At 48.6% G+C, this 24,541-nt stretch carries 19 protein-coding genes; 11 read left to right on the top strand and 8 right to left on the bottom strand.

Translation table 11 applies throughout. From position 1 onward, the window contains the following. The 7 genes from ACFS25_RS31415 to ACFS25_RS31385 all read left to right on the top strand — a co-directional run. A partial coding sequence (locus tag ACFS25_RS31415; protein ID WP_381509121.1) for a hypothetical protein occupies positions 1-182 on the top strand: 182 nt, incomplete at its 5' end. Next, complete coding sequence (locus ACFS25_RS31410; protein ID WP_381509119.1) at positions 173-502, top strand: ArsR/SmtB family transcription factor; 330 nt, start codon at positions 173-175, stop codon at positions 500-502. The genes ACFS25_RS31415 and ACFS25_RS31410, both read left to right, overlap by 10 nt. A gap of 56 nt (positions 503-558) precedes the next feature. Next, entirely contained in the window at positions 559-1,494 is a 936-nt protein-coding gene (locus ACFS25_RS31405; RefSeq protein ID WP_381509118.1) for an arsenite methyltransferase, read from the top strand. A 32-nt stretch (positions 1,495-1,526) separates the two neighbouring features. After that, positions 1,527-1,970, top strand: a complete 444-nt coding sequence (arsN2, locus tag ACFS25_RS31400; RefSeq protein ID WP_381509116.1) for an arsenic resistance N-acetyltransferase ArsN2 — start codon at positions 1,527-1,529, stop codon at positions 1,968-1,970. Positions 1,971-2,149: 179 nt separating this feature from the next. Further along, positions 2,150-3,256: an ArsO family NAD(P)H-dependent flavin-containing monooxygenase gene (locus ACFS25_RS31395; RefSeq protein ID WP_381509114.1), complete on the top strand. Its 1,107-nt coding sequence runs from the start codon at positions 2,150-2,152 to the stop codon at positions 3,254-3,256. Between the two features lie 10 nt (positions 3,257-3,266). Continuing rightward, positions 3,267-4,328, top strand: coding sequence for an ACR3 family arsenite efflux transporter (gene arsB / locus ACFS25_RS31390; protein ID WP_381509112.1), 1,062 nt, complete (start codon positions 3,267-3,269; stop codon positions 4,326-4,328). Further along, entirely contained in the window at positions 4,325-5,125 is an 801-nt protein-coding gene (locus ACFS25_RS31385; protein WP_381509111.1) for a metallophosphoesterase family protein, read from the top strand. The genes arsB and ACFS25_RS31385 overlap by 4 nt, the downstream gene beginning before the upstream one ends. A gap of 19 nt (positions 5,126-5,144) precedes the next feature. On the opposite strand, the gene pstB is transcribed toward ACFS25_RS31385, so the two are convergent. From pstB to ACFS25_RS31355, 6 genes are all read right to left on the bottom strand, one after another. Then, positions 5,145-5,933, bottom strand: coding sequence for a phosphate ABC transporter ATP-binding protein PstB (gene pstB, locus ACFS25_RS31380; RefSeq protein ID WP_381509109.1), 789 nt, complete (start codon positions 5,931-5,933; stop codon positions 5,145-5,147). After that, positions 5,926-6,786 (bottom strand): phosphate ABC transporter permease PstA, encoded by an 861-nt coding sequence (gene pstA, locus ACFS25_RS31375; RefSeq protein ID WP_381509107.1) that lies wholly within the window; start codon positions 6,784-6,786, stop codon positions 5,926-5,928. The genes pstB and pstA overlap by 8 nt, the downstream gene beginning before the upstream one ends. Further along, the gene (gene pstC / locus ACFS25_RS31370) at positions 6,779-7,687 is read right to left on the bottom strand and encodes a phosphate ABC transporter permease subunit PstC (RefSeq protein ID WP_381509105.1); all 909 of its coding nucleotides are present in this window, start codon (positions 7,685-7,687) and stop codon (positions 6,779-6,781) included. The genes pstA and pstC overlap by 8 nt, the downstream gene beginning before the upstream one ends. Positions 7,688-7,695: 8 nt before the next feature. Further along, positions 7,696-8,670 (bottom strand): PstS family phosphate ABC transporter substrate-binding protein, encoded by a 975-nt coding sequence (locus ACFS25_RS31365; protein WP_381509103.1) that lies wholly within the window; start codon positions 8,668-8,670, stop codon positions 7,696-7,698. Positions 8,671-8,885: 215 nt separating this feature from the next. Then, positions 8,886-9,143, bottom strand: a complete 258-nt coding sequence (locus ACFS25_RS31360) for a hypothetical protein (RefSeq protein ID WP_381509101.1) — start codon at positions 9,141-9,143, stop codon at positions 8,886-8,888. Between the two features lie 260 nt (positions 9,144-9,403). Continuing rightward, on the bottom strand, positions 9,404-9,682 hold the full coding sequence (locus ACFS25_RS31355) for a hypothetical protein (RefSeq protein ID WP_381509099.1): 279 nt from the start codon (positions 9,680-9,682) through the stop codon (positions 9,404-9,406). 552 nt (positions 9,683-10,234) lie between these two features. Here ACFS25_RS31355 and ACFS25_RS31350 point away from each other — a divergent pair. Both ACFS25_RS31350 and ACFS25_RS31345 read left to right on the top strand, forming a co-directional pair. Next, positions 10,235-13,393, top strand: coding sequence for a TonB-dependent receptor (locus ACFS25_RS31350; RefSeq protein ID WP_381509097.1), 3,159 nt, complete (start codon positions 10,235-10,237; stop codon positions 13,391-13,393). Between the two features lie 143 nt (positions 13,394-13,536). After that, on the top strand, positions 13,537-16,047 hold the full coding sequence (locus tag ACFS25_RS31345; RefSeq protein WP_381509123.1) for an alkaline phosphatase family protein: 2,511 nt from the start codon (positions 13,537-13,539) through the stop codon (positions 16,045-16,047). Positions 16,048-16,516: 469 nt separating this feature from the next. Here ACFS25_RS31345 and ACFS25_RS31340 read toward each other — a convergent pair whose 3' ends face one another. Continuing rightward, positions 16,517-18,133: a RagB/SusD family nutrient uptake outer membrane protein gene (locus ACFS25_RS31340; protein WP_381509095.1), complete on the bottom strand. Its 1,617-nt coding sequence runs from the start codon at positions 18,131-18,133 to the stop codon at positions 16,517-16,519. 80 nt (positions 18,134-18,213) lie between these two features. After that, positions 18,214-21,222 (bottom strand): SusC/RagA family TonB-linked outer membrane protein, encoded by a 3,009-nt coding sequence (locus tag ACFS25_RS31335; protein ID WP_381509094.1) that lies wholly within the window; start codon positions 21,220-21,222, stop codon positions 18,214-18,216. A gap of 195 nt (positions 21,223-21,417) precedes the next feature. Here ACFS25_RS31335 and ACFS25_RS31330 point away from each other — a divergent pair, with 195 nt between their 5' ends. Both ACFS25_RS31330 and ACFS25_RS31325 read left to right on the top strand, forming a co-directional pair. Then, complete coding sequence (locus tag ACFS25_RS31330; protein ID WP_381509092.1) at positions 21,418-22,485, top strand: phosphatidylinositol-specific phospholipase C1-like protein; 1,068 nt, start codon at positions 21,418-21,420, stop codon at positions 22,483-22,485. Between the two features lie 509 nt (positions 22,486-22,994). Then, on the top strand, positions 22,995-24,329 hold the full coding sequence (locus tag ACFS25_RS31325; RefSeq protein ID WP_381509090.1) for a sigma-54-dependent transcriptional regulator: 1,335 nt from the start codon (positions 22,995-22,997) through the stop codon (positions 24,327-24,329). The last annotated feature ends 212 nt before the right edge of the window (positions 24,330-24,541 follow it).

Below are 24,541 nucleotides of genomic sequence, written 5' to 3'. Positions count from 1 at the left end.
TTGGGCCAATTGGGATCCCCAAAATGCCAATTACGATAAATAAGTCTTTAATTTATATTGGTGTCGCATTGAAAAGACCAGAGCCTTGCTCTGGTCTTTTTTTTACGCAGATTACTGTCAAAAAAATTAATCGTACTATTACGATAAGAAAAGAATTGTCTACCTTTGTTATATGGGCGTGACCAAGACTGAAATCTTCACCGAACAACAAAACCGCATTGCGGATCTGGCTAAGGCATTTGCCCATCCGGCTCGGGTGGCTATCCTGCAATTATTGGCCGAGAAAAAAGCCTGCGTCTGTGGGGATTTAGTCGATGAGTTGCCTCTGGCTCAGGCGACAGTTTCTCAGCATCTAAAGGAATTAAAGCGCATCGGCATTATTCAGGGCGAGATTGATCCCCCACGTGTGTGCTATTGTATCAACGAGCCCGTTTGGGAAGAAGCCCGTCAGGCCTTTGGTCTGGTATTTGACTTGGCGGCCTTTCCCAGTTGTTGTTCATGACCGATTGCTTTTTTTATCCACTTGAATCGTAATATTACAATATACCAATAGATTGTATGGAAACTCAGCAACGTAATGATACTAATCTGAAGACAGTAGTCAAAGAAACCTATGCCGCCGTTGCCAATCAAAGCCGACAGCAGAACGCGGCTTCCTGCTGCGGAGCCGGCCCCGTCAGTTATTCACCCGTTGATAATTCGGCTATTATGGCCGATGATTATAGCCACCTGGCGGGCTATGTACCTGAGGCCGATTTAGGACTGGGGTGCGGTTTGCCCACTCAATTTGCCCGAATTCAGCCGGGTGATACGGTTATTGATCTCGGATCGGGAGCCGGAAACGATTGCTTTGTTGCCCGTCATGAGACGGGGCCAACGGGTAAAGTGATCGGCATCGACTTTACCGAGGCTATGATCCAGCGGGCCCGCCACAATGCCGACGTTTTGGGTTATAACAATGTTGAATTTCGGGTGGGTGATATCGAGCATATGCCCGTTGGCGATAGTGTTGCCGATGTAGTTGTATCCAATTGTGTACTGAATCTGGTACCCAACAAAAAGGCAGTATTTGCCGAAATAGCCCGGGTTCTCAGACCTGGTGGTCATTTTAGTATTTCTGACATTGTCCTGAAAGGCGATTTACCCGATAACTTTCGTCAGGCAGCGGAGCTCTATGCCGGGTGCGTTTCGGGCGCTATTCAAAAGCAGGCGTATCTTGACCTGGTTGAGGAGACGGGTTTTATTGGCTTGACTCTGCAAAAAGAAAAGTCCATTTTTCTGCCTGATGATATCCTTTCTCATTATCTGACCCCTGATCAAATTGCCACTTATCGGGCATCGGGTGTCGGCATTGAAAGCATCACGGTGTATGCCCGAAAGCCGGGGGAAACCCAATCATCGGGTGTCGCGGCTACATCGAACCGGACTGAAGGAATGCCCACGGTCGATAGCCCACAAACACAAGTCTGTACACCCGGTGGAGGTTGCTGCTAACATAGTTTTTAACATCCAATTGAGTCTTTTGTATGACAATTCACCTTCAAGCGGCCCGGCTCGACGATCATCCGCAGGTGATCGCACTACTGAAGCAAGCTAACCTGGTTACGGAGGACTGGCCCCCAACGCTGACTGGTTTCTGGCTGGCCTTCGATGGCTTGACGTTGATTGGTTCGGCAGGTATTGAACCACTTGGCACCGATGGCTTGCTACGTTCAGTCGCCGTTCGGCCCTCGTACCAAAGTCAGCATATTGCCCGCCAGCTTATTGAGAAACTTGTCCAGCAAGCCCGCCAGCAAGGTCTAGCTACGTTATATCTGATCACTACAACAGCTGACGCCTATTTTGCCCGGTTAGGATTCACGGCAGTTGAGCGAGCACAGGTGCCGGACTCGATTACTCGGACACCCCAGTTTGATGGTCTCTGCCCGGTCTCGGCCATTGTTATGAAACGAAACCTGATTGTCAACTAATTCAACATGACCAATGGAAGTGTATAGTCTATTGATTTGAATGATGGCTGTGATCCGTCAGATCTGAGTGGTATGCCGGCTAAATTCGTTCGGGTAACTTGTGATGTCGATCGGGCTACCCATGCCATTGAACAAAATGCTTTTTCTCTACTGAATTTGCCGACCCGCCAATTAATATTATGAATACACGTCCAACCCAGAGTCGCCAGCCGTCCATCAGCCAAATTGATGTGATTGTGATTGGCGGAGGCCAGAGTGGGCTAGCGATGGGCTACTTTCTGCGCCGGACGGGTCTTCAGTTTGTTATCCTCGACGAGCAGAACCAACCCGGCGGGGCCTGGCAACACGGCTGGAATTCCCTGCGGTTATTCTCCCCGGCAGATGCCTCGTCTTTACCCGGCTGGCCCATGCCTCGTCCGGCGGCTACAACCGCTGGCTTTCCGGATCGAAATTGGGTCATTGATTACCTGACCCAGTACGAGTCCAAATACCAATTACCCATAGTTCGGCCCGTGTGTGTAGAGCGTATTACCTACGATGGGCAGGTTTACCTGGTTCAAACCGCCAGCGGAGACTATCAGGCCCGAGCCGTGGTGAATGCAACGGGTTCGTGGAGCCAACCCTACATCCCGGATTATCCGGAGCGGTCTGCGTATACCGGGCTACAGCTTCACTCAGCTCAGTACCGGAAGCCCAGACCGCTAGCCGGTTTGCGCACGCTCATTGTAGGGGGTGGCAACTCGGGCGCGCAAATTCTGGCCGAAGTATCTCAGCTTACCCAAACACGCTGGGTTACCGAACAGGAGCCAACCTTTCTACCCGATGATGTATACGGGCGGATTCTATTTCAGCGGGCTACTGAGCGCTACCATCAGGGAACAACCGGAGTACCAGCCCGGAGCCTGGGTGACATCGTTATGGTCCCTTCTGTTCAGGATGCCCGCAGCCGGGGAATATTGACCAGCGTGCGGCCCTTTGTGCGGATGACACCAACCGGGGTTGTCTGGACTGATGGCCGGGAGGAGCCCTTCGATGCGGTCATTTGGTGCACCGGCTTTCGTCCGGCAACGGGTTATCTGCAACCACTTGGCATTCTGGAGGCATCCGGGAAAGTTCGTACGCAGGAAACGCAAGTCCAGGGAATGCCCGGTTTGTGGATGGTAGGGTATGGTTCCTGGACGGGTTTTGCCTCCGCGACGCTGATCGGCGTTGGCCGAACCGCCCGGACAACCGCTGACCAGATTAGCCGATTTTTGGCTCCAAATGAGCCTCTTTCAACCACTTAACCGTAACAGTATGTCTTTACCCATTCAACTTGAACAACCCCGGCTTTCCTTTCTGGACCGGTTTCTGACCCTATGGATCTTTCTGGCAATGGCCGTAGGCGTGGCCCTAGGCTACTTTTTTCCTCAGACGGAAAGTTTTATCAATCAGTTTAACGTCGGCACCACCAATGTGCCACTGGCCATTGGGCTTATTCTGATGATGTATCCGCCCCTGGCCAAAGTCCGTTTCGAGGAATTGCCAAAGGTATTCAATGACCCTAAAATATTGCTGCTCTCACTGGTGCAGAACTGGATAATCGGCCCGCTGCTGATGTTTGGACTGGCGGTTATCTTTCTACCCGACAAGCCCGAGTACATGACCGGCTTAATTATGATCGGCATTGCCCGCTGTATTGCAATGGTTATTGTCTGGAATGATCTGGCGCGGGGTGACCGCTTGTACGCGGCTGGTTTAGTGGCCTTCAACAGCGTGTTCCAGGTTCTGTTTTATTCAGTCTACGCCTACGTGTTTATCACCGTCCTGCCACCCCTGTTTGGTCTGAAGGGCTACACCGTCAACATCACAATTGGGGAAGTAGCTAAGAGTGTATTTATTTATCTTGGCCTTCCGTTCCTGGCCGGTATTCTTTCCCGCTTTATCCTGACACGGCTGAAAACAACTAATTGGTACGAGCAGACCTTTTTGCCCGCAGTGAGTCCGATTACCCTCATCGCCCTGTTGTTCACAATTGTGGTCATGTTCAGTCTAAAAGGACGGTTGATCGTCTCTATCCCATTTGATGTCTTTAGAATCGCCCTGCCTCTAACGATCTATTTTGTGATCATGTTCTTTTCTGCTTTTTACCTCTCCAAGCGGGCCGGGGCCGATTATGCCAAATCTACCTCTTTGGCCTTTACCGCAGCGGGAAATAATTTTGAGTTGGGTATTGCCGTCGCCATTGCTGTATTTGGTATTAACTCCGGAGCCGCGTTTGCCGCCGTTGTGGGTCCCCTCATCGAGGTGCCTGTGTTAATTTTGATGGTCAACTTTGCCTTGAAACAACGTCTTTCTTTTACCCCTTCAACCAGATGAAATTAGCCCTGTTTTCAGACATTCACGCCAACTTGCCCGCCCTGGAAGCGGTCCTTTCCGACATAGATAGCCGCCAGCCAGACGCCGTTTATTGCCTGGGCGATCTGGTCGGGTATAATATTTGGCCCAACGAAGTGATTGCAGAAATTCGTCGGCGTGGCATTCCAACTATCGCCGGAAACTATGATTTTGGCATTGGCCGCAGCAGTGATGATTGCGGATGTGCTTACCGGGAAGAAGACGAAAAGGCAATGGGCAAAATTTCCATTGCCTACACCAATAAAACCGTGGGCGACGCCGAGCGGCAGTATCTGCGCACACTACCTACCCACATCCGGCTCGAATTCGAGTTGGGCAATGATCCAGCCCACCTCTGGCAGCAACAACCTCCTCTTTCGCTTTTATTGGTACATGGCAGCCCCCGGCGCGTAAATGAGTATCTGTTCGAGGATCGGGGTGATAGAAGTCTGGGGCGTGTGCTGGAAGGCGCTGGTGCTGATATTCTCTGCTTCGGCCATACACATAAACCTTTTCACAAAGTTGTCAGTGCTGATCCGGAAGGCCAGGAAACATACCTTCGGCACGCCATCAATATCGGCTCGGTGGGCAAGCCAAAGGACGGCGACCCCAGGGCGTGCTATGTGATTCTGACGATTGACCAAGCCGCCAGACCTGGTTCAAAAGATGGAATCCATGTCGAATTTGTGCGGGTTGCCTACGATGTAGAAAAGGCCGCCCGCGCCGTTGAGGAAAGCGAATTGCCCGACCTCTATGCTGACATGCTTCGGCGTGGTTAATTACACTGCGGTATCAAAATTACCCGAAATGTCCGTTGAGGTAGCTGTGGGTTTTTTCTTCCCGTGGTTGTTCGAATAAGGCCTTTGTGTTGTTCATCTCGATTAATTCTCCCAAGTAAAAAAACGCTGTTTCATCGCTGACCCGGCGGGCCTGCTGCATGTTATGGGTCACGATGATGACGGTATAGTCTTTTTTTAATTCGGTAATTAATTTTTCAATAACGTCGGTAGCCATTGGGTCAAGGGCCGAGGTTGGTTCATCCATCAAAATTACTGTCGGCTTGATGGCTAAGGCTCGCGCAATGCATAACCGTTGCTGCTGACCACCCGACAGTGTCAACGCCGATTTTTTAAGATCATCTTTCACCTCGTCCCACAAACCCGCCTGGATCAGCGAGGCTTCCACCGTTTCGTTGAGTTCACGACCAGTTTTTAACTGATTGATTCTTAATCCATAGGCTACATTGTCAAAAATGGATTTTGGGAAAGGATTCGGCTTCTGAAACACCATACCGACTTGTCGACGCAGCTCGTACACATCATATCCCGGTGCATATATATCCTGCCCGTCGAGGTGAATAGTCCCTTCCATCCGACTCTCCGGCAGCAAGTCGTTCATTCGGTTGAGCAGTCGCAGAAACGTTGATTTGCCGCAACCCGATGGCCCAATCAGGGCCGTTACCTGATTGGGCCGAACGGATAAATTGACATCTTTTAACGCTTGTTTTTTCCCATAGAAAAAATTAACGCACTCAGCGTCCATCTTGGCAGGCGGTGATTCTTGGTCGTTAGTCTTTAGGTTATCCATTTGCCTGGTGGTTCCACCGATTGCGAAGGTAAATGGCCATACCATTCAGCAGAAACGTAATGAGTAGCAGTATGATGATGGCGGCAGCAGCATTGGTAAAATAGGCTGTTTGCGGGCGTGAAATCCAGTTGTAAATCTGTAGGGGCAGCACTGTATAGGGGTCGAATGGCGAATGCGGGGTTGACACAAATACTTTAGCCCCAAGAACGATCAGGGGGGCCGTCTCGCCGATAGCCCGCGATAAAGCCAAAATAATTCCTGTCAATACACCACTACCCGCAGCGGGCAACACCTGTTGGTAGATAGTTTGCCAGCGTGTGGCGCCTAACGCGTAGGAAGCCTCGCGAATCGAAGCCGGTACTGTTTTCAAGGCTTCGCGTGTGGACACGATGATTACCGGCAAAATGAGCAGCGAGAGCGTCAGCGCACCAGCCATAAAACTAGCCCCCAGATGCAGTCCCCGTGAAAAAACCTGAAGGCCCAGCAACCCATAAATCACCGATGGGACCCCGGCCAGGTTGTTGATATTTATTTCCAGAAACGCGGCAAACCGATTATTGTTACCGTACTCTTCCAGATAGACGCCTGCCCCAACGCCCACCGGAATGGCCAGCAAGGCGGTTAGGATCATGAGCCAGCCCGTACCGACAAGCGCCGGTAAAATCCCGGCTTTTTCAGCGAAACGAGAAGCCCCGGTGGTTAAAAAGGCACCATCAAGCCGTTGCAAACCATCCCATAGCAAAGCGCCTAACAGTAGCAAAAGAGTAGCCAAACCCAGGCCGGTAGCCAGAATACCGAGTCCGCGAAAGAGCCAGTCGTTTCGCCGGTTAACCGAAGAAATGGGGTTAGTCATAGTGTTCGCGATAGCGTCGATTGAGAAAATAACCCACCGTATTCAACCCAAAAGCTAGCAGAAACAAACTTAACCCAACCGCAAAAATAGTATTGTATTCCAGAGAGCCCTGTGCTACATCGCCCTGGCTGACCTGCACGATGTAAGTGGTAATGGTTTCTACAGGTACCAGTGGATTGAGCGTTAGTCGAGGTTGTTGCCCGGCGGCCACCGCCACAATCATTGTCTCACCGATGGCTCTGGAAATCGCCAGAATGACTGATACCATCACCCCGGAGAAAGCGGCTGGAATAATAACCCGCCAGGCTGTCTGCATACGGGTAGCGCCGAGGGCCGCAGCACCTTCGCGCAATCCAGAAGGAACCGCCTGCATGGCGTCTTCGCTCAGCGACGAGACGAGCGGTAAGAGCATAAATCCCATCACCAAACCAGGCGATAGAGCATTAAAACCGGCCAGGCCCGGAATAAGGTGTTGCAGCAGGGGTGTCACAAACGTAAGGGCGAAATAGCCGTAGACAATCGTCGGGATGGCTGCCAGCAACTCCAGAAGCGGTTTTAACACGTTTCTCACCGCTGGCCGGACGTATTCACTCAGATAACAGGCAATCAGCAATCCCAGTGGCAACGCGACTAGTAAAGCAATGAGAGTAGTGAGAAAGGTACCACTCAGCAGGGGTAAAATGCCGAAGTGCTTATCGGCAAATAAAGGTGTCCATTGGGTATCGGTCAGGAAATCCAGAATTGAGACATCCTGAAAAAACGCAACGGAATCCCACACCAGTACACCCAGAATACCGAGCGTGGTGAGTAGGCTGATACTGCCGCACAAAGCCAGCAACAACTCGATACCCCGCTCAATTATGCGTTGCCGGGGCCGGTTTGGGGTGTTGCGATCTGCCATGTAGTAGGTTACTTAAGCAACTGGTCTATCCTGACACCAGCGCTTTTTTTAGCAAAGAGCGAGCCAGTTTGTCCTTTCATAAAACGTTGCCGCACACGTTGATAAATAGCCGCTGAAAAAGGAACGTAGCCAGTCTCCTTTACCAAAGTAGGCGCGTTGGCCAGAAAAAACGACATGAACTGCCGCACAATGGGCCGCTGTGCCTGTTCGCGGCTCATATACACAAACAGGGGGCGGGTCAATGGTTGATAAATACCGCTTCGGACATTCTGATAGGTGGGCATAATCGCTCCTTTTCCAGTACTATCCTGATCATCATCAATGGGAATTGCCTTAAGTTTCGCTTTGTTTTCGAGGTAATAAGCCAGCCCCACATAACCCAGTGCAAGCGGGTCGGTCGAAACACCCTGAACCAACACATTGTAGTCTTCGCTGGATGTATAGTCGCCCCGGCTGGACCGACGCGTGCCGACTATAGCCTCGGTAAAGTAGTCGTAAGTACCTGATGTTATACCCGCCCCATACAAATGAATTTCGCTGTTGGGAAAGCTGGGCCGTATCTGGTTCCAGCGCATAAGTTTGCCCTGTGCGGCTGGCTGCCAGATCTTTTTTAATTCAGCCACAGTAAGTTTGTCCACCCAGTTATTGGATGGATGCACAACTACCGACAGTCCATCATAGGCAATGGGCAGTTCAATCAATTCCAGTCCGGTTTTCTTTCCCATAGCCAGTTCGTCTGCTGTAATGGGTCGTGATGCATCGGCAATGTCGGTTTCGTTAACGAGTAGTTTGGCCAGCCCGCTGCCACTACCCGACACGCCGATGGCAACGGATAATGTGGGGTGTGTTTTGAGAAATTCCTCTGCCACAGCCTCCGTAATGGGATAGACCGTACTCGACCCGTCGATCAGGATGAGGTTTTCGTCACGCCGGCGGCACCCCCAAAGCAGAAGCATCAACGCTACCAGCTGGACTTTAGGCATCCATTTGTCGGCAAATAACACCATAGATCTAAACGGAATAAAGCCTGCTGTACCGTTGCACAACAGTTTCTGAGCCGGTGCGGAGATTATCGTCGATTAAGTTTATGTTATGTTTTCAACGACACCGTTAAATGACCTTATTTCAGGACAGATATAGACGAGTCTGCAAGTTAGTAGGGAAGAACAAAATGACTGGTAGTGAACCTATTGTTGATCTAAATTTTGATTTGTTTGAAGACCGCTTTTTGATAGTCATCTTGTATTTTCTCCAGAAATTTTCTCGATTGATTGAGCCCTGTACTAATAGTAAGTCTAACTGTACTGACGACCTCCTCCTCTTCCTCCAGCCGGTTTACTTTTTCCAGGTGACCTTCCAGTTTTTTTATCAATTTTTCATACGTCTTAATCACCTTCTGACGCCTTTTCTGAATCTTTTTTAACACCTTTCGTTCAGCAATTCCGGTTGACTCCATACGATTTTGAGAAAGAAATCATCCTTAACCGAAGCAATGACCGCCGTGATTCATTGATGATAAACAGACAAAAATAACGGCTTGATTTTTTGACGTATTTAGACATACTCTTACAGGAGGGAGTTAGTCGCAACCGTAGAGTGGACTAGTTCATGCCTGAACGCTCTGACAATGACATCCAGGTCGGATTATTGATACCCGTTTTTGATGTAACACCCTAGGAATCAGTAAAGCCGCCATTACGCCTAAACGCGATTTAGTTAAGCAGCTCCCGGGTAGCTCAGACCCGTGAACCGATAGGTATTTTTTAAATAGGCTTTAGCGATGGAACGGATGGAATCCAGGCTTGTCTGTATGGTTATTGATTGCCCGGAGTGATCGTACGGCATGGATTCATCGGTTAATACATCATAGATACCCTGTGGCGTCAGGTCGTTATCTTCATAGCCCCAGAATAGAAAGTCAAGAGCATCGATCAAGCTGTCGAAACCTACTGCCGTTGAGGTTTGAAGCTGGTTATAAACGGCGATAAAGCGCATAATTTTTTCGATTACGTTGAGCGGCAAAGATAGCGGGTTCTTAAAGCGAGGGTGTTACGTAGGCATTATGATACAGATCAGTTAACCTCAGATCTGCTAATCTAGCGATAACAATGAGTGTAAACTGCGTCCATATAATTTTAGACGCTATTCAATCTAACAAGCAGCACACTCGCACAGTCAGTTTAATTTTTTTTGTCAGATTTTGCTGTATTTAGTTGGATTTTGTAATTCCTGCCGAATGAGTTGAGCCCCTTTTATTAAATAAACCGGCAACTAAAAACCTGAATTAATTTAAGCAACTTGATGAAAGTGGGAGGCAATTAAAAAGGTGTTTCCTATACAAACTAATACACAGCACATGTCTATCCTTTGTAATCAGTCGCATACGAATAAAGCACTGATAATTGTACAGGCGGTGATACCCATTAGGAAAAATTTATGTTTACATTAAATAAACATTAAACCTGTTTTATTCAAAGTATGATAACATACACGTAACACCTAGGAAATCTTACGTAGAGACCTTTGGGGGCACAAAAACCCCATGTAATGGTCAATTTTTCAAAGTTTATTTTTGTACTTTTCCTATTTACAGCTTACATTTCAAAAGCTCAAACCAATCTGGCGGGCATTTATGGAAAGGTAATCGATCAGGATGGGAAGCCGCTGGAGATGGCGACCGTTCAAATCAAAAATGAATCGACTGGTTTTAGGGCCAATACGGTGTCTAACGAGAAAGGTGAATTTCGTTTAAAGGAATTACCACTGGGCGCGCCTTATTCCATCACGGTTCAATTTATTGGGATGGCGACTCAGGCACAGACCGGATTTTCGCTCAGCCAGGGAGATCTGCTACAGGTATCCTTCAAACTAGTCGAAAGCTCCCAGCAACTGGAAACGGTCGTGATTTCCTCAACGTCCTTAACCAACAAGATCGAAAACATTGGTACGGCAACGGCTATTACAGCCAAAGATATCAATCGGCTACCCGTAAACGGACGTAATTTCTCGACTTTGGCCGACCTTTCGCCACTGAGCACCGGCAATAGTCTGGGCGGACAGTTAGGTTCTGCCACCAATTTTACCATCGATGGTATGGCTGCCCGAAGCACCATAGCTGGAGGGCAACCAACTGGCGCTTACTCGATTACGATGGAGGCCGTCCGGGAATTTCAGGTGGTGACCAACCAGTACGACGTTACCTACGGAAACGCGGGTGGGGGTACCATCAGTACCGTAACCAAGTCGGGGACAAATAAACTGAGCGGCAGCGCATTTACTTTCCTGAGAACCAGTGGACTCTCGAGTCCTTATGGACTTAACGAGCAGAAAAGAAACCTTCCCTTTAACACGGCTCAATACGGCTTTTCGCTGGGCGGACCCATTATTAAAGACAAACTGCACTTTTTTGTCGCCTGGGATCGTCAGGCCAGTACGCAACCGCTATTAATCGCGCCTATTCAATCGACAGCCGATGCCCTGCGCTATAACGTTACCCAGGCCACTGAAGACAAGTTTCTGAGTATCGCCCGCAGCAAATACGGCGTGGGCAATGCTCCTCAGTTTGGCCAGTTCACCCGTGTCAAAAATACCCAGGCTCTTTTTGCCCGTATTGACTGGCAGATTAACGCCAAAAACCTGCTAACGATCCGAGATAACTACATTTATGATCTGGATAACCAGTCGGATGGGGATAATACGACTATCAACATGTACGAGGTGTATAGCACTCGTAAGAGTTCCAACAACAGCCTGATGGCCTCGTTGCGGACAACGATCAATCCAAAGGTGACCAACGAGTTAAAGCTTCAGCACTTTTGGGAGTACAATAAAATGTATGCCAATCCGCAGTTACCGGAAGCCAATATTCCAAGAGCAACCGTGGCCAATGTGGCGTCTGTCAATCCAACCGATTCAACTAAGTCGTTGTTTACCAGCATTCAATTGGGCGGCCAGCGCTACGGGGGTGACTATTTCAATAATAACCTGATCCAGCTGGTTGACAATTTATACGTGAATACCAACAAGTTCAACTTCACGTTTGGGGCTGGTTTGACGTTCAGCAACCAAAATTCCATCTATGGCAGTGAAACCAATGGCCGTTTCTGGTATACGGGATTACCCGCGTTTGAGAATCTGGCTCCCTATCGCTTCACACGGGATGTTTATTTGAGCGATACCCCCAATGTTAAATTCAACGTGCTTATTCCCAACGTCTACGCCCAGGCACAAACGACCGTTGCTCCGGGCTTAAACGTCACAGGTGGTGTCCGGATAGATTATACCGACTATCTGACCAAGCCGAATTTTAATCAAACCGTATTCAACACATTGGGGCTAAGAACAGACAACAGGCTGGCTACCCTTCAGATACAGCCTCGGGTACAAGCGACCTGGGATGTCCGTCAGGACGGGAAAAATATCATTCGTGTAGGGGGTGGTATTTTAGGTTCTGCCCTCAACCCTTATTCGATGATCAATAACATGCTGTTTGATGGTAGCCACATCGCCAGCATTGATGTGACGGGCAATCTGGTACCAATGCCAAACTTTCCCGCCTATCGCGCTAACCCGGCCTCCGCACCAGGTTTAGATCTGGTTAATAATCCAAACGTGCCTAAATTATACACCATCAATATGAATGGCAAAGACGCTAAGGTCCCTACCGTTTATAAACTCAATGGGTCGTATAGCCACTTCTTCAGCCCTAATTTCAGAATGAGTATTGCGGGGTATATGTCGTTCGCCCGCAACAACTACACGTATATCGACAAGAATATGGTCGATCAGCCCTTCTTCACCTTATCGCAAGAAGCCAACCGACCCGTTTATGTTCCTGCTTCGTCTATCTTAACGTCAAATGGATCTCAGAACTGGATTCTGGGCCGTAAAACAACCGAAGTAGGGCGCGTGCTGCAACTGGAAAGTTTAGGTAAAGTGAATCAGGCTGCCGTTGTCGTGGATGCCAATTACCGGTATTTCAAGGATGGAGAAATTGCCTTTTCGTATACCTGGAACCAGACAAAGGACAATACTTCCTATAACGGTAACGTAGCCAATACCGCAACACTCGTACAATACACGGCTGGCGATCCCCGCACATTGAATCAGATGAATTACTCCGATAACCATTTTCGGACCAAGATTGTCGTTTATGGCAATACGCCCACTTTTTACGGATTTAACCTGGGCTTCCGTTTTTCAGGCTTGAGCGGCACGCGCTATTCGATGATTGTCAATGGCAACATCAACGGCGATTTCGTAGAAACAAACGATCTGGCTTTTGTCTATGATCCAAACAGCGCCGAAACACCACAATACCTAAGAGACGGTATCAATGCGATTCTGAATAATCCGAACGTGGAAAAAAGTGCGAAAGATTATATCCGTAATAGCTTCGGGAAGGTTGCCGAACGAAATGCCGGGGTAAATCCGTTTTATGGAACGGTTGATTTGCGCCTGACCTACAAAGTCAAAACGTTCGGGAAACAATACATTGAACTTTCTGGCGATCTGTTTAACACCGCTAACCTGATCAATAAATCCTGGGGCGTTAACCATGCGCTGGGAGCGACTTCGTTGCTGTCGAGATCTGGCTTCGACCCGGTCACCAACAATTATAAATATGCCGTAAATACTAATGCGGGTGTATCCGGTTTAAGCGGAAGTCCTTATCAATTTCAACTTGGCGCCCGGTATGGGTTTTAGAGATACCCATAGAGTTATAGTGCTTTATACACCAAACGGAGTTACCTAATTTAGGTAACTCCGTTTGGTGTATGCGACGACGCATTTAGTATAATTTGACGTAATTGCAATTACCCCAAAACAAGTTTATGCTTATTTATCACATGATGAACCGTTCAACTAGCCTTTATAGCGTTGGTGTGCTTCTTTTTCTGTCGATACTGGCGGGATGCCACCGGAAAAATAGCTCGACTCAGGCAACGGAGGAAGTGGAGGTGTATAAAAAACTGGCGGCTAAGCGGGTCAATTTACCCAATGGCTGGGCCCTCACGCCACCTGGCCGAAGTGTTGATCTGGATGATTTACCCTTGAACTTAGTGGTGTCTCCCTCCAAAAAATATCTGGCTGTCACCAACAATGGGCAGAGTACCCAAAGCATTACGTTGCTGGATGCCCGTACGGAGCAAATTCTTGATACGGTTAGGGTTGGTAAATCCTATTTGGGCCTGGCGTTTAGTGAAGATGAGACGCGGTTATACGCGTCGGGAGGGAACGACAACCGGATTCTGGTTTATAAACTAGAGAATCAAAAGTTACTGCCCGACGAATCAATTGTACTGGGTAAACCCTGGCCAGTAAAAATTTCACCGACGGGTCTATGCGTTGATGATGCCAAAAACCGACTCTACATTGTTACCAAAGAGGATAGTTCCCTGTATATAGCGGATACGAAAACCCGGCAGATTCTTCATAAGTTAAACATAGGGGCTGCCGCTTACACCTGTATATTATCACCCGATAAAAATCAGCTTTTCGTATCTCTGTGGGGCGGTGCCAGCGTGTTGATTGTTGATATCAATACGCTGAAAACAGTCGCTAAAATCAAGACCAATAAAAACCCGAACGATTTGCTGTTGACTCGCGATGGGCGATATCTTTTTGTGGCCAACGGCAACGATAACACGGTTGCTCTGATTGATGTGGCCAAACAGCAGGTTAGTGAAACGCTGACGACGTCGCTATTTCCGGATGCTCCGGTAGGAAGCACACCCAATGGCCTGGCCCTGAGTGACAATGAGAATACGCTATACATTGCCAACGCCGATAATAACTGTCTGGCAGTGTTTGATGTGACCCGTAAAGGCCATAGCCAATCCAGCGGATTTATTCCCACCGGCTGGTATCCAACAGCGGTAAAAGTGATCGGATCCAGACTGTTCGTTACGAACGGAAAAGGATTTTCCTCGAAAGCCAATCCCAGAGGACCAAATCCTGTGCGAACGCGAACTCCTCAACAAGTCGGGCCCAATCCGCAGGCGAACCCAGGGCCGGTTCAGTACATTGCTGGCTTATTCAAAGGTACACTCTCGATCATCGACATTCCGGACAGCGATGTATTGGCGGCCTACTCACGGCTGGTTTATGCTAACACACCCTACACCAAAAGCAAGGAACTCCGGTCGGAAGGGGAAGCGGGTAACCCAATTCCAATGCGGATCGGCGGGACGGGGTCGGCGTCACGATCACCCATCAAATATGTGTTTTACATCATCAAGGAAAATCGCACCTACGATCAGATTTTAGGCGATATGAAAGAAGGCAATGGGGATGCTGCCCTTTGTTTATTTCCCCAGAAAGTGACCCCGAATCAGCATGCGCTGGCGAAACAATTTGTGCTGTTAGACAATTTTTACGTCGATGCGGAAGTCAGCGCCGATGGGCATAACTGGTCATCAGCCGCGTACGCCAATGATTACGTCGAAAAAAACTGGGTGACCAGCTATGGCGGTCGGGGTGGCACCTATGACTACGAAGGCCAGAAAGAAATTGCCCACCCGCGCGACGGTTTTATCTGGGATCACTGTTTGCGGGCCGGTGTAAGTTTTCGGAGTTACGGCTGGTTTGCCGATGAGGAGAAGCCCAACATTAAGACGCTGGAGGGTAAATTTTGTCCTGCTTTCAAAGGGTATAATCTTGGTTATTTGGATAGTAAGCGGGAGGAAGCCTGGGAAAAAGACTTCGACGAACTGGTAACCGCCGGGAAAGTCCCCCAACTCAACACGGTCCGTTTTGGCAACGACCATACATCGGGGGCTCGGATTGGGATGCCTACGCCAGATGCGGCCCTGGCAGATAACGATCTGGCCGTAGGCCGGTTTGTCGAACACCTGTCCAAAAGTCCCATCTGGAAAGAATCAGTTGTGTTTATTTTGGAAGATGATGCACAAAACGGTCCCGACCACGTTGATGCACACCGCTCGATTGCGTTTGTAGCCGGGGGCTTTGTGAAACGTAATTTTGTCGATCACACCATGTATTCTACCTCGGGGCTGCTGCGAACGATCGAATTAATTTTAGGTCTGAAGCCCATGAGTCAATACGATGCTGCCGCAACTCCCATGTGGCGTTGTTTCAACAAACAAGCTGATATTGCTGGGTTTACCTCTCTCGAACCGGGTGTTGATATTAACCAGAAAAATGTGGCCTTCAATCGAAACTCTAAACGTTCGTCACAGTTCAACCTGACCCGTCCCGACGAGATTGATGACCTTATTTTCAGTGAGATTGTCTGGCAAACGGTACGGGGAGAAAACAGTACGATGCCTGCCCCTCGCCGGGGTGCCTTTGTCCGAGCCGGAAAAGCGGGCATGTCTGATGACGACGATGATGATTAGATTCTGGAGTTAGCATCTACCTGTATTCGATTAGCTATAAGGGATGAAATCCTGACGGAAGCTAATATTTGCCTTGAACTTTAGTCTTGAGTTCAACGGTCTACCAATAATCTAAAAAGTCAGCCACCAGTTTATTCCGAACTAGTGGCTGACTTTTTAGATTAGGTAAGGCAACTCATAAAAACGCCGAACTCAAGCTGGTTCGGCGTTTCCCATTCTCTTAACCTAATGAACTAAATATCTAATTCTTTAAGGGGCATTCGATACCCTAAAGTGCGACTGTTTATTTCTAGTGAATGATTCAAATCGTACCCTAAGTGGGACTTTATTACTTGTTAAATAGTAGCCTCTAGGCCGGTCAAACAGGTAAAAGAAAAGCAGTTCAAGAACATGAGACTAAAATTGCTGTTGGGTCTTAGTCGTGCGATTTCCCATTTCCCCATGTGCAGGCCGGACATTTCATAAGCCATTAGTAACCAGGATTTTGCAGTAAGCTTGGGTTCAAAGACCGTTCGGTGGCTGGAATTGGATACAATCGGCGGAAGGTTTCTTTATTATCCTTGAAACCCCACACATCCTCAAACTTACCGAAGCGAATCAGGTCGTTTCGGCGCCAGCCTTCCCACGAGAACTCGCGGGCGCGTTCGTCCAGCAAACCATCCAGATTGGTACTGGTAGCAAGCGTTGTTTTGGCACGAGTCCGAATTTTATTCACTAGTATAACGGGTGTCTGCATCTCGCCACCAATGCTGGTAGCGGTGGCTCCCCGGAGAATAGCTTCGGCTTTCATCAGATAAATATCAGCAAGCCGGAATACGGGCATATCGTTGCTTTGGTAGCGATCAGTAGACGAGTTTTTATCGGGATAAAACTTTACAGAACGAATACCCTTCGCCTGCGCCAGAATATCGTTACCAACATCCATTTTGGCCGGGTTCGTCAAGGTTAACTCTGGCGAAAATTCCAGTTGCCAGGTAATCGTAGCGGTGCCATCGGCTCCGGCATAGGTAGCATCCAGTCCTTTTTTAGTCGTTTGCGTCGTGATGGGGTTACCGTTGAAATCGAACTGCTTGCCTACCAGCCAGGTATCGTTCCTGACATCGCCGGGTAGATTAAATCTGGCGTAGAACTCCTTAATAGTGCTCATGGCGATACTAGGCCGAAACGGAATTGCGTACTTGGCCATCAAGAGCGGGTGCGTAGCAAAGCGGGTGAACATGTTGCCTTTCACCAGATTACCGTCGTAGGGAACGGCAAAGATTATATCCTTGATCTGCGGCCCGTTATCAGGATTGAAAATACTCTGATAACTGTCGTCGAGGGCAAATAAACCACTGGCTTTTGTTAAAATGGTGTCGCAGGCGGCCACCGTTTCGGCATATTTTGGCTGACCAGCGTACACGCTGGCGTTCAGATACAGTTTTGCCAGAAGGGCCTGGGCCATCCATTTTGTCGCGCGGCCATACGTAGAGGCTCCGGTAGTTGTAGCCAGATTAGGCATAGCGGCTTTTAATTCACTTTCGATGAATGCAAATACATCGGCACGTTTCGCGTTTGTCGGCAACTTAGTATCCCCAAAGACAGTTATAATCGGCACATCACCGTATAAATCCATCATGTAAAAATGATACAATGCCCGCATGGCCCGCAACTCGGCAACCGACGCTGTCTTGGCTGGTGAGTCCGGTGTGCCCTCAAACAGTTTGAGAATGCGGTTCGCGATGTTAATGCCGCCATATCCCCACTGCCAGACACCTTTAACTGTAACGTGATCGGGCGTCCAGTTGTGCAAATGTAACTGGCGATACTGTCCACCGTCATCGAAGTTTCCATCGCGGGCGGGGATAATGGCCTCATCAGTAGCCAGTTCCTGGAGACGCCAATAGTCAATGGCGTAACTGGTGGTCGAACTTAGGGCTAGTTGTGTATAGATGGGACCAGTAGCCGCCAGATAATCACTGCTGGTACTGGGAAAGTTTGCCGGGGTAAGCTCCGATTCAATTGGTACGGTCAGGTCGGCGCAGCCACTCAGCGTAAAGCAAAGGGCCGTTGCGCTGAGTGCAATATAGTTAGTTATGAATTTCATGGCTTCAGAAGAGCTGTAAATCTGTCCTGCGATTAACTAAGTCAGGCTAAAAAAAATACCGCAGAACAGACGATAACGCGTTAAAATGAGATATTAGCCCCGAACACGTACGAGCGCGTTTTAGGGTAAAAATTGTTTTGGTCGATGCCCGGCGTCAGGCCACCCAGACTAATTTCAGGATCAATGCCCTGATAGTGAGTGAGTGTAAACAGGTTCGTGCCGGTTGCGTAGAAGCGTAGATTTTTCAGCACTTTAGAGCCCGTTTTTACTGTGTAGCCCAGCGTAGCATTGTCTAAGCGGATATAGGAACCATCTTCAATATACCGGTCCGAAAGCAGGTACGAATTGATGTCGGTGATTGGCTCCTTGAGGATAATGCGGGGCTGATTATAAGCATTGGCATCAGCCGGACTGTTTAGACCAGCCAGCGTAGCATTCAGGATTTTGTTGCCCGTTACGCCCCGCAAAAATACGTTCAGATCGAAAGCTCCGAAACGAACGCTGTTGTTCCAGCCAAAAAGTAGTTTTGGTTGAGCGCTGCCTGTCGGTACAAAATCGGATGAGGTTGGCGTTGTCGTTAGCGTACCATCGGCTTTCTGAAACTGCGAGACACCTTTTTCGTTCAGCCCCGCGTATTTCCAGGTGTTAAACGTGCCTACCGGCAACCCTTCTTTCACAATCTGCGATGAGTTGCCCGATTGCCCTTTACCCCCTACGTAAGCCGTTGGAATCTGGTTGAGCGTAAATACATCGTTGGACAGCGTTTCAATCTTATTGTCGTTATGAGCCAGATTGACCGATGTTCGCCAGGTTACGCGCTTTGATTGAATGGGTGTAGCCGCCAGTGTCAGTTCAACGCCTACATTTCGCATCTTACCGGCATTGGCTGTCAAGGTATTAACGAAGAATTGCGTGGTCGATACCCCATACGTCCAGATCAGATCTGATGTCAGTTTATTATAAAATTCCAACGTACCGCTCAGCCGATTCTTGAGTACCGAGAAGTCAAGCCCGACGTTGTACATCGCCGTTTGTTCCCACTTCAGGTTAGGGTTGGGGTTTTGTGTTGGACCAATACCGTTAATGAAATTACCATTGTAGTAGAACTTACCCGTTGAGTTGTAGCGCAGCAGGGAAATAAACGGGTCGAAGCCGAGTGAGTTACCCGTCACGCCATAGCCCGCCCGCAGCTTAAGGTCATCGAAGAGGTGGATATTTTCCATAAACCGCTCGTTATTGATGCGCCAGCCCACCGATACTGCCGGAAAAAGACCCCACTGATTGTTGGTTCCGAAAGCCGAAGAACCATCACGACGGATAGATGCCTGCAACAGGTAACGGTCAGCATATTGATAGTTTACCCGGCCATAGTATGAAATCAGGCGGAGCGTTTTGATCGTTACCGTGCCATAATCCGTAAGATAACCCGTTGGCGGGCTCCCTAAGCTGAGGTTGTTGTAGGTGGTTGCATCCGATACGAAACCTTTATTCGACGACTGGAATCCATCGCCGGTGCGGTCCTGCTGCCATGAATAACCCGCCAACAATTTCAGCCCATGCTCACCGAATTGCTTGTTATAACTGAAATACGATTCGATGATGCGCTTAGTATTCGTGTAGGAAGAACGAATGGCCAGTCCGTTGGCACCATAGGCACCCAGCGAATAGCGATTGGCATAGGTGTTATTATCGATCTGCTCATTCTGGCTCGACAGGCTTAAATTATAATCCAGACCGGGTAGAAGGGTAGCCTGAATCTGTCCATTGGCCAGAAACGTTTTGGTACGCGTATTCAGCGTGTTCGTCTCAATAAGAGACAGCGGGTTCGCGTTACCCCGAGCTAAATTTTCTTTAAACGTACCATCAGCGTTGCGAACATTCACCGTTGGTAGGTAGGCCACCATATTCCCAAATACCTCATTCGGAATGTTGTTGGCCAGATTGTCGGAGTTGCTCAGCGACAGGGATAGACGAAGTCGATCATTAAGTGCTTTTTGCTGAATATTAGCCCGGATAATCATCCGCTCGCGCGACGACCCACGCATAATACCTTGATTATTAAGGTAATTAACGCTGGCTCCGTAAAGCGTATTGGCTGTGCCGCCGTCAAATGACAGCGTGTGGTTGTGTGAATAAGCGGTGCGGGTGACCTCTTTTTGCCAATCTGTGTTGACTGGAACACCATTATTGGTATCATCGTCAACCGGGTTTAGGGCTTTCCCGTTTGCTTTCAGATAACCCCGAATTTCGTCGCCTGTCAGCACGTCAATCCGTTTCGATACCTGTTCAATACCACCATACCCGTTATAGGATACCCGCGACTGACCTTCTTTACCCCGGCGCGTCGTCACCAGAATAACGCCATTAGCAGCCCGCGCCCCATAAATAGCCGTTGCCGATGCATCGCGGAGGATGTCGATGGATACAATATCATCGGGTGGGATGAGGTTAATTGACGCATCGGGTACGCCATCAATCACGTAAAACGGCTCCTGAGCTGCTCCTTCGCGCAGAGTTGATGGCCCACGCAGGACGATAGATTGGGCACTCTGGTTCGGGTTGCCGGAACGGGTGATGTTCAATCCGGCCACTTTACCCTGTAGCAGTTGAGCGGGTGAGGTCACTACACCCTGGTTAAAATCTTCGGCTTTAACCGTTGCAATCGAACTGATGATGTTCTTTCGCAATTCAGTACCGTAACCAGTTTTTACAACCACTTCATCCAGTTGACTGGCACCCGGCGTTAACTGCACCGTCAGTGAAGTCTGTGAGCCAATTTCTATTTCTTTTGGGTCAAAGCCGATAAACGAAATAACAATTACCGCTTTACCATCGGGAACGCTGAGGGAAAATTTGCCATTAGCATCGGTAGTTGTCCCCGAATTGCTGCCTTTTAGCTGGACCGTAGCACCGGGCAACGGACCGTTTTTCTCGTCGGTGACCGTACCCGTAATAGTTCGCTGAGGCTGGTCGGCTGTGTATGAGTAGGGGTGGGGTGGAGATCCGGCGAATACTGGCGAACCCAGCAAGAGTGCGGGAACGAACAACGGAACTACACCACCGAATACTATTCGGGTAAAAAGGGCCATACGTATGTTGATACTTAGGTTATGGCCGCAAAATTACTGCCCCGACAACGATTCTACTGATGAATGGCTATTACGATTCTGTTAGCATTGTCGTCCTTTATGCCTGAAAAAACTTTACTTTCCGGGTCGTGATTTAATATACAAATAACATTCGTGCCCGTATCTTGGTCGTTTACTTTAAGCTAGTTAGTTTTTATGAAAGTGATCGTTTCTCTAGTTGTTACTTTGCTGGTTACGGCCCTGGTACCACCCAGTCTGGATACATTGAAACTAAACCAGATTCAGTGTATCGGTTCGCACAATAGTTACAAACAGGCCATAGATCCCGCCCTGTTCGCCATGCTGAACCGGAGTGACTCAACTGGCCGCTACAAAGCCATCGAATACAGCCACATCAGCTTAACGGACCAGTTGACTATGGGCTTACAAAATCTTGAAATCGACATTTACGCTGATGCCAAGGGTGGCAAATACGCGCATCCGCTGGGTCTTAATCTGGTAAAAGGGCAGCCATCTTATGATCAGGCGGGGGTGATGAATGAGCCGGGGTTTAAAGTGCTCCACATCCAGGATATTGATTTTAGAAGCAATTGCCCAACGTTAAGAGGTGGTCTGGCCGAACTCAAACGGTGGTCTGATGCTCACCCGAATCACTACCCGGTTTTTATCACAATGAATGCCAAAGACGATACGATCAAGCGGCCAGGTTTTGCCATTCCTGAACCATTTACGGCGCCGGTACTCGATCAGTTGGACAGTGTAATTGTTGCCGGTCTAGGACGTAGTCGGTTAATAACTCCTGACGATGTACGTGGTCAGGCCAAAACGTTGGAAGCGGCTGTTTTGGCCGATAACTGGCCAACCATGAAAGCCGCCAGGGGTAAATTCATGTTTGTGCTTGATGAAACTGGCGACAAGCGGGCGGCTTACGTAGCAGGACATCCGTCACTTAAAGGTCGTGTCCTGTTTGCCAACGCCGAGCCGGGTACACCAGAAGCTGCTTTTCTAATCCTAAACAACCCGGTGACTGATGTGGACCGGATTCAGGCGATGGTGAAGAAGGGCTATATCGTTCGCACCCGCGCTGATGCCGATACCAAAGAAGCCCGTGCCAATGATAAACGCACCTTTGAGGCCGCCTGCCAATCCGGAGCGCAAATCATCACAACGGATTATTACGCTCCCAGCACATTTTTCAAGTCGCCTTACGTCGTGAGCTTCGACGCAGGAAAGTACATTCGGCTAAATCCCTCTTTGCGGTAGATACAAATACGTTAAGCTTTAAAGTAGTATCTGACTTATGTTAGTGGCGAGTATTTAGCTAATGATACAGGCGTGGTATGAAGAAAAATACCAGCTGTTGAGCATTAAATATGGCTAAGAGGAAAGCATTATGATAAGGCTTGATTAATCCCGCAGGGTCTTGAAAAAAACGAAGGAATATCTCAAAACGGTCGCTTCTCAGCAGGTAGAATTATAAACGTACAACCCCTAATTCTAATCAGGATTGGGGGTTGTTTGATTTATTGTAACGGGGGCGGAGTGAACCCCTAATTTACTCACTGACAGGCCGCCCGGAACTGCGGATTCATAATGCCCCGTTTTATTTATTCAAAAACATCTTTACTCAAATCAGAAATATCCTTTTCCGTTAGCAGCCATCCTTTTATTGTGATAAATTGGTCGTCATAATCATCCAATAGTAACCAGATTTAGGGTACAACTGGCACCACATCTGGATTTGCAAAATCGATATTGTTATTAAAAACTTTATGCCTGGTACCATTCTGCTGATTGACGACGAACCCAAGCTACGGCAGTTGATGGCCCGCATTTTAAGTTTAGAATACTATAACGTATTGGAAGCCAATGATGGCCGTACTGGTCTACGTGTGCTGGAACACACAGACGTACATTTGGTGATCAGCGATGTAAAGCTGCCTGATACTAATGGAATTGATCTGACAGCCAAGATCAAGCAAACTTATCCAGCCATCGAAATCATAGTGCTGACAGCCTATGGTACCATTGCCGATGGGGTTAAGGCCATAAAGAATGGCGCCTTTGATTACATTACCAAAGGGGATGATAACGACAAAATTATACCCCTCGTTAGCCGGGCAATGGATAAAGCGCAGTTGCAACTGCGCATTAAACAACTGGAAGCGCAGGTTCAGCAACGCTACGGTTTTGACGGGATAATTGGCCAGTCACGGGCCATTCAGCAAGCTATCGAACTGGCTCGCAAGGTTGCCCCAACTGATACGACGGTATTACTGACTGGCGAAACTGGTACTGGAAAAGAAGTATTTGCGCAGGCTATTCACCAAGCTAGTCCGCGCCGACTGGGGCCGTTCGTGGCCATAAACTGCGGAGCGCTCAGTAAAGATATTCTGGAGAGCGAGTTGTTTGGGCACCGCGCGGGGGCGTTCACGGGTGCCAGCCGAGATCAGAAAGGGCTTTTTGCCGAAGCAAATAAGGGCACTATTTTTTTAGATGAAATCGGCGAAATGCCGCTCGATTTGCAGGCAAAACTACTACGCGTACTCGAAACCCGTGAGTTTACCCGGGTAGGTGATACCAAGGCTACCCAGGTAGATGTTCGCATCGTGGCGGCTACCAATCGAAGTCTGGAGCAAGATGCCACTGGTGGACAATTTCGGCTCGATCTATTCTACCGACTCTCCGTCTTTTCTATTGAGTTACCCGCTCTGCGAAGCCGACCTGAAGACATTCCTCTATTGGTGGATCAGTTCGCCCAGCAGAATGCGGCAAAAATTGGCAAAAAACCGATGGGACTTAGCCAGGTATTTTTGGACGTGCTCATGCGCTACACCTGGAAGGGTAATATCCGGGAGTTAAAGAATGTTATTGAACGCGCAGTTATCCTCAACGACGGTCCTACGCTGTTGCCTGAGCATTTGCCGCTGGATGTCCAATCACCCGCCAGTGTAATTACTAGTCCCTTATTTGACTTGGCATCGGTTGAGAAACAGCACATCGCCCATATTCTGCAATACACCGGCGGTAACAAAACGGAGACCGCCCGATTACTCGGTATTGGTCTAAGTACCCTCTACCGGAAGATTGAGGAATACCACCTGTAGTCTACCAAAATGAGAATAAACCTTGCCATTTTGGTAGGGTAGCCCGTTCTTCTATAAATCTCTCTTTTTATTTGTTCGTGCTTAACTTTCTGACTTTCAGAAAGTTAAGCACGATTGTGTTCTCATGAGCAAAAGTGGACTGCTTTTTGGCATAACCAGTTCAAACTAAACAATGTCACGCACAAATCATGGGCACTCTTCTGCTTCTCATC

Origin of the sequence: Spirosoma flavum (genome assembly GCF_042686045.1) — a bacterium.
Classification (GTDB): Bacteria; Bacteroidota; Bacteroidia; order Cytophagales; family Spirosomataceae; genus Spirosoma; species Spirosoma flavum.
This window is presented reverse-complemented; position numbering and strand designations above follow the sequence as displayed.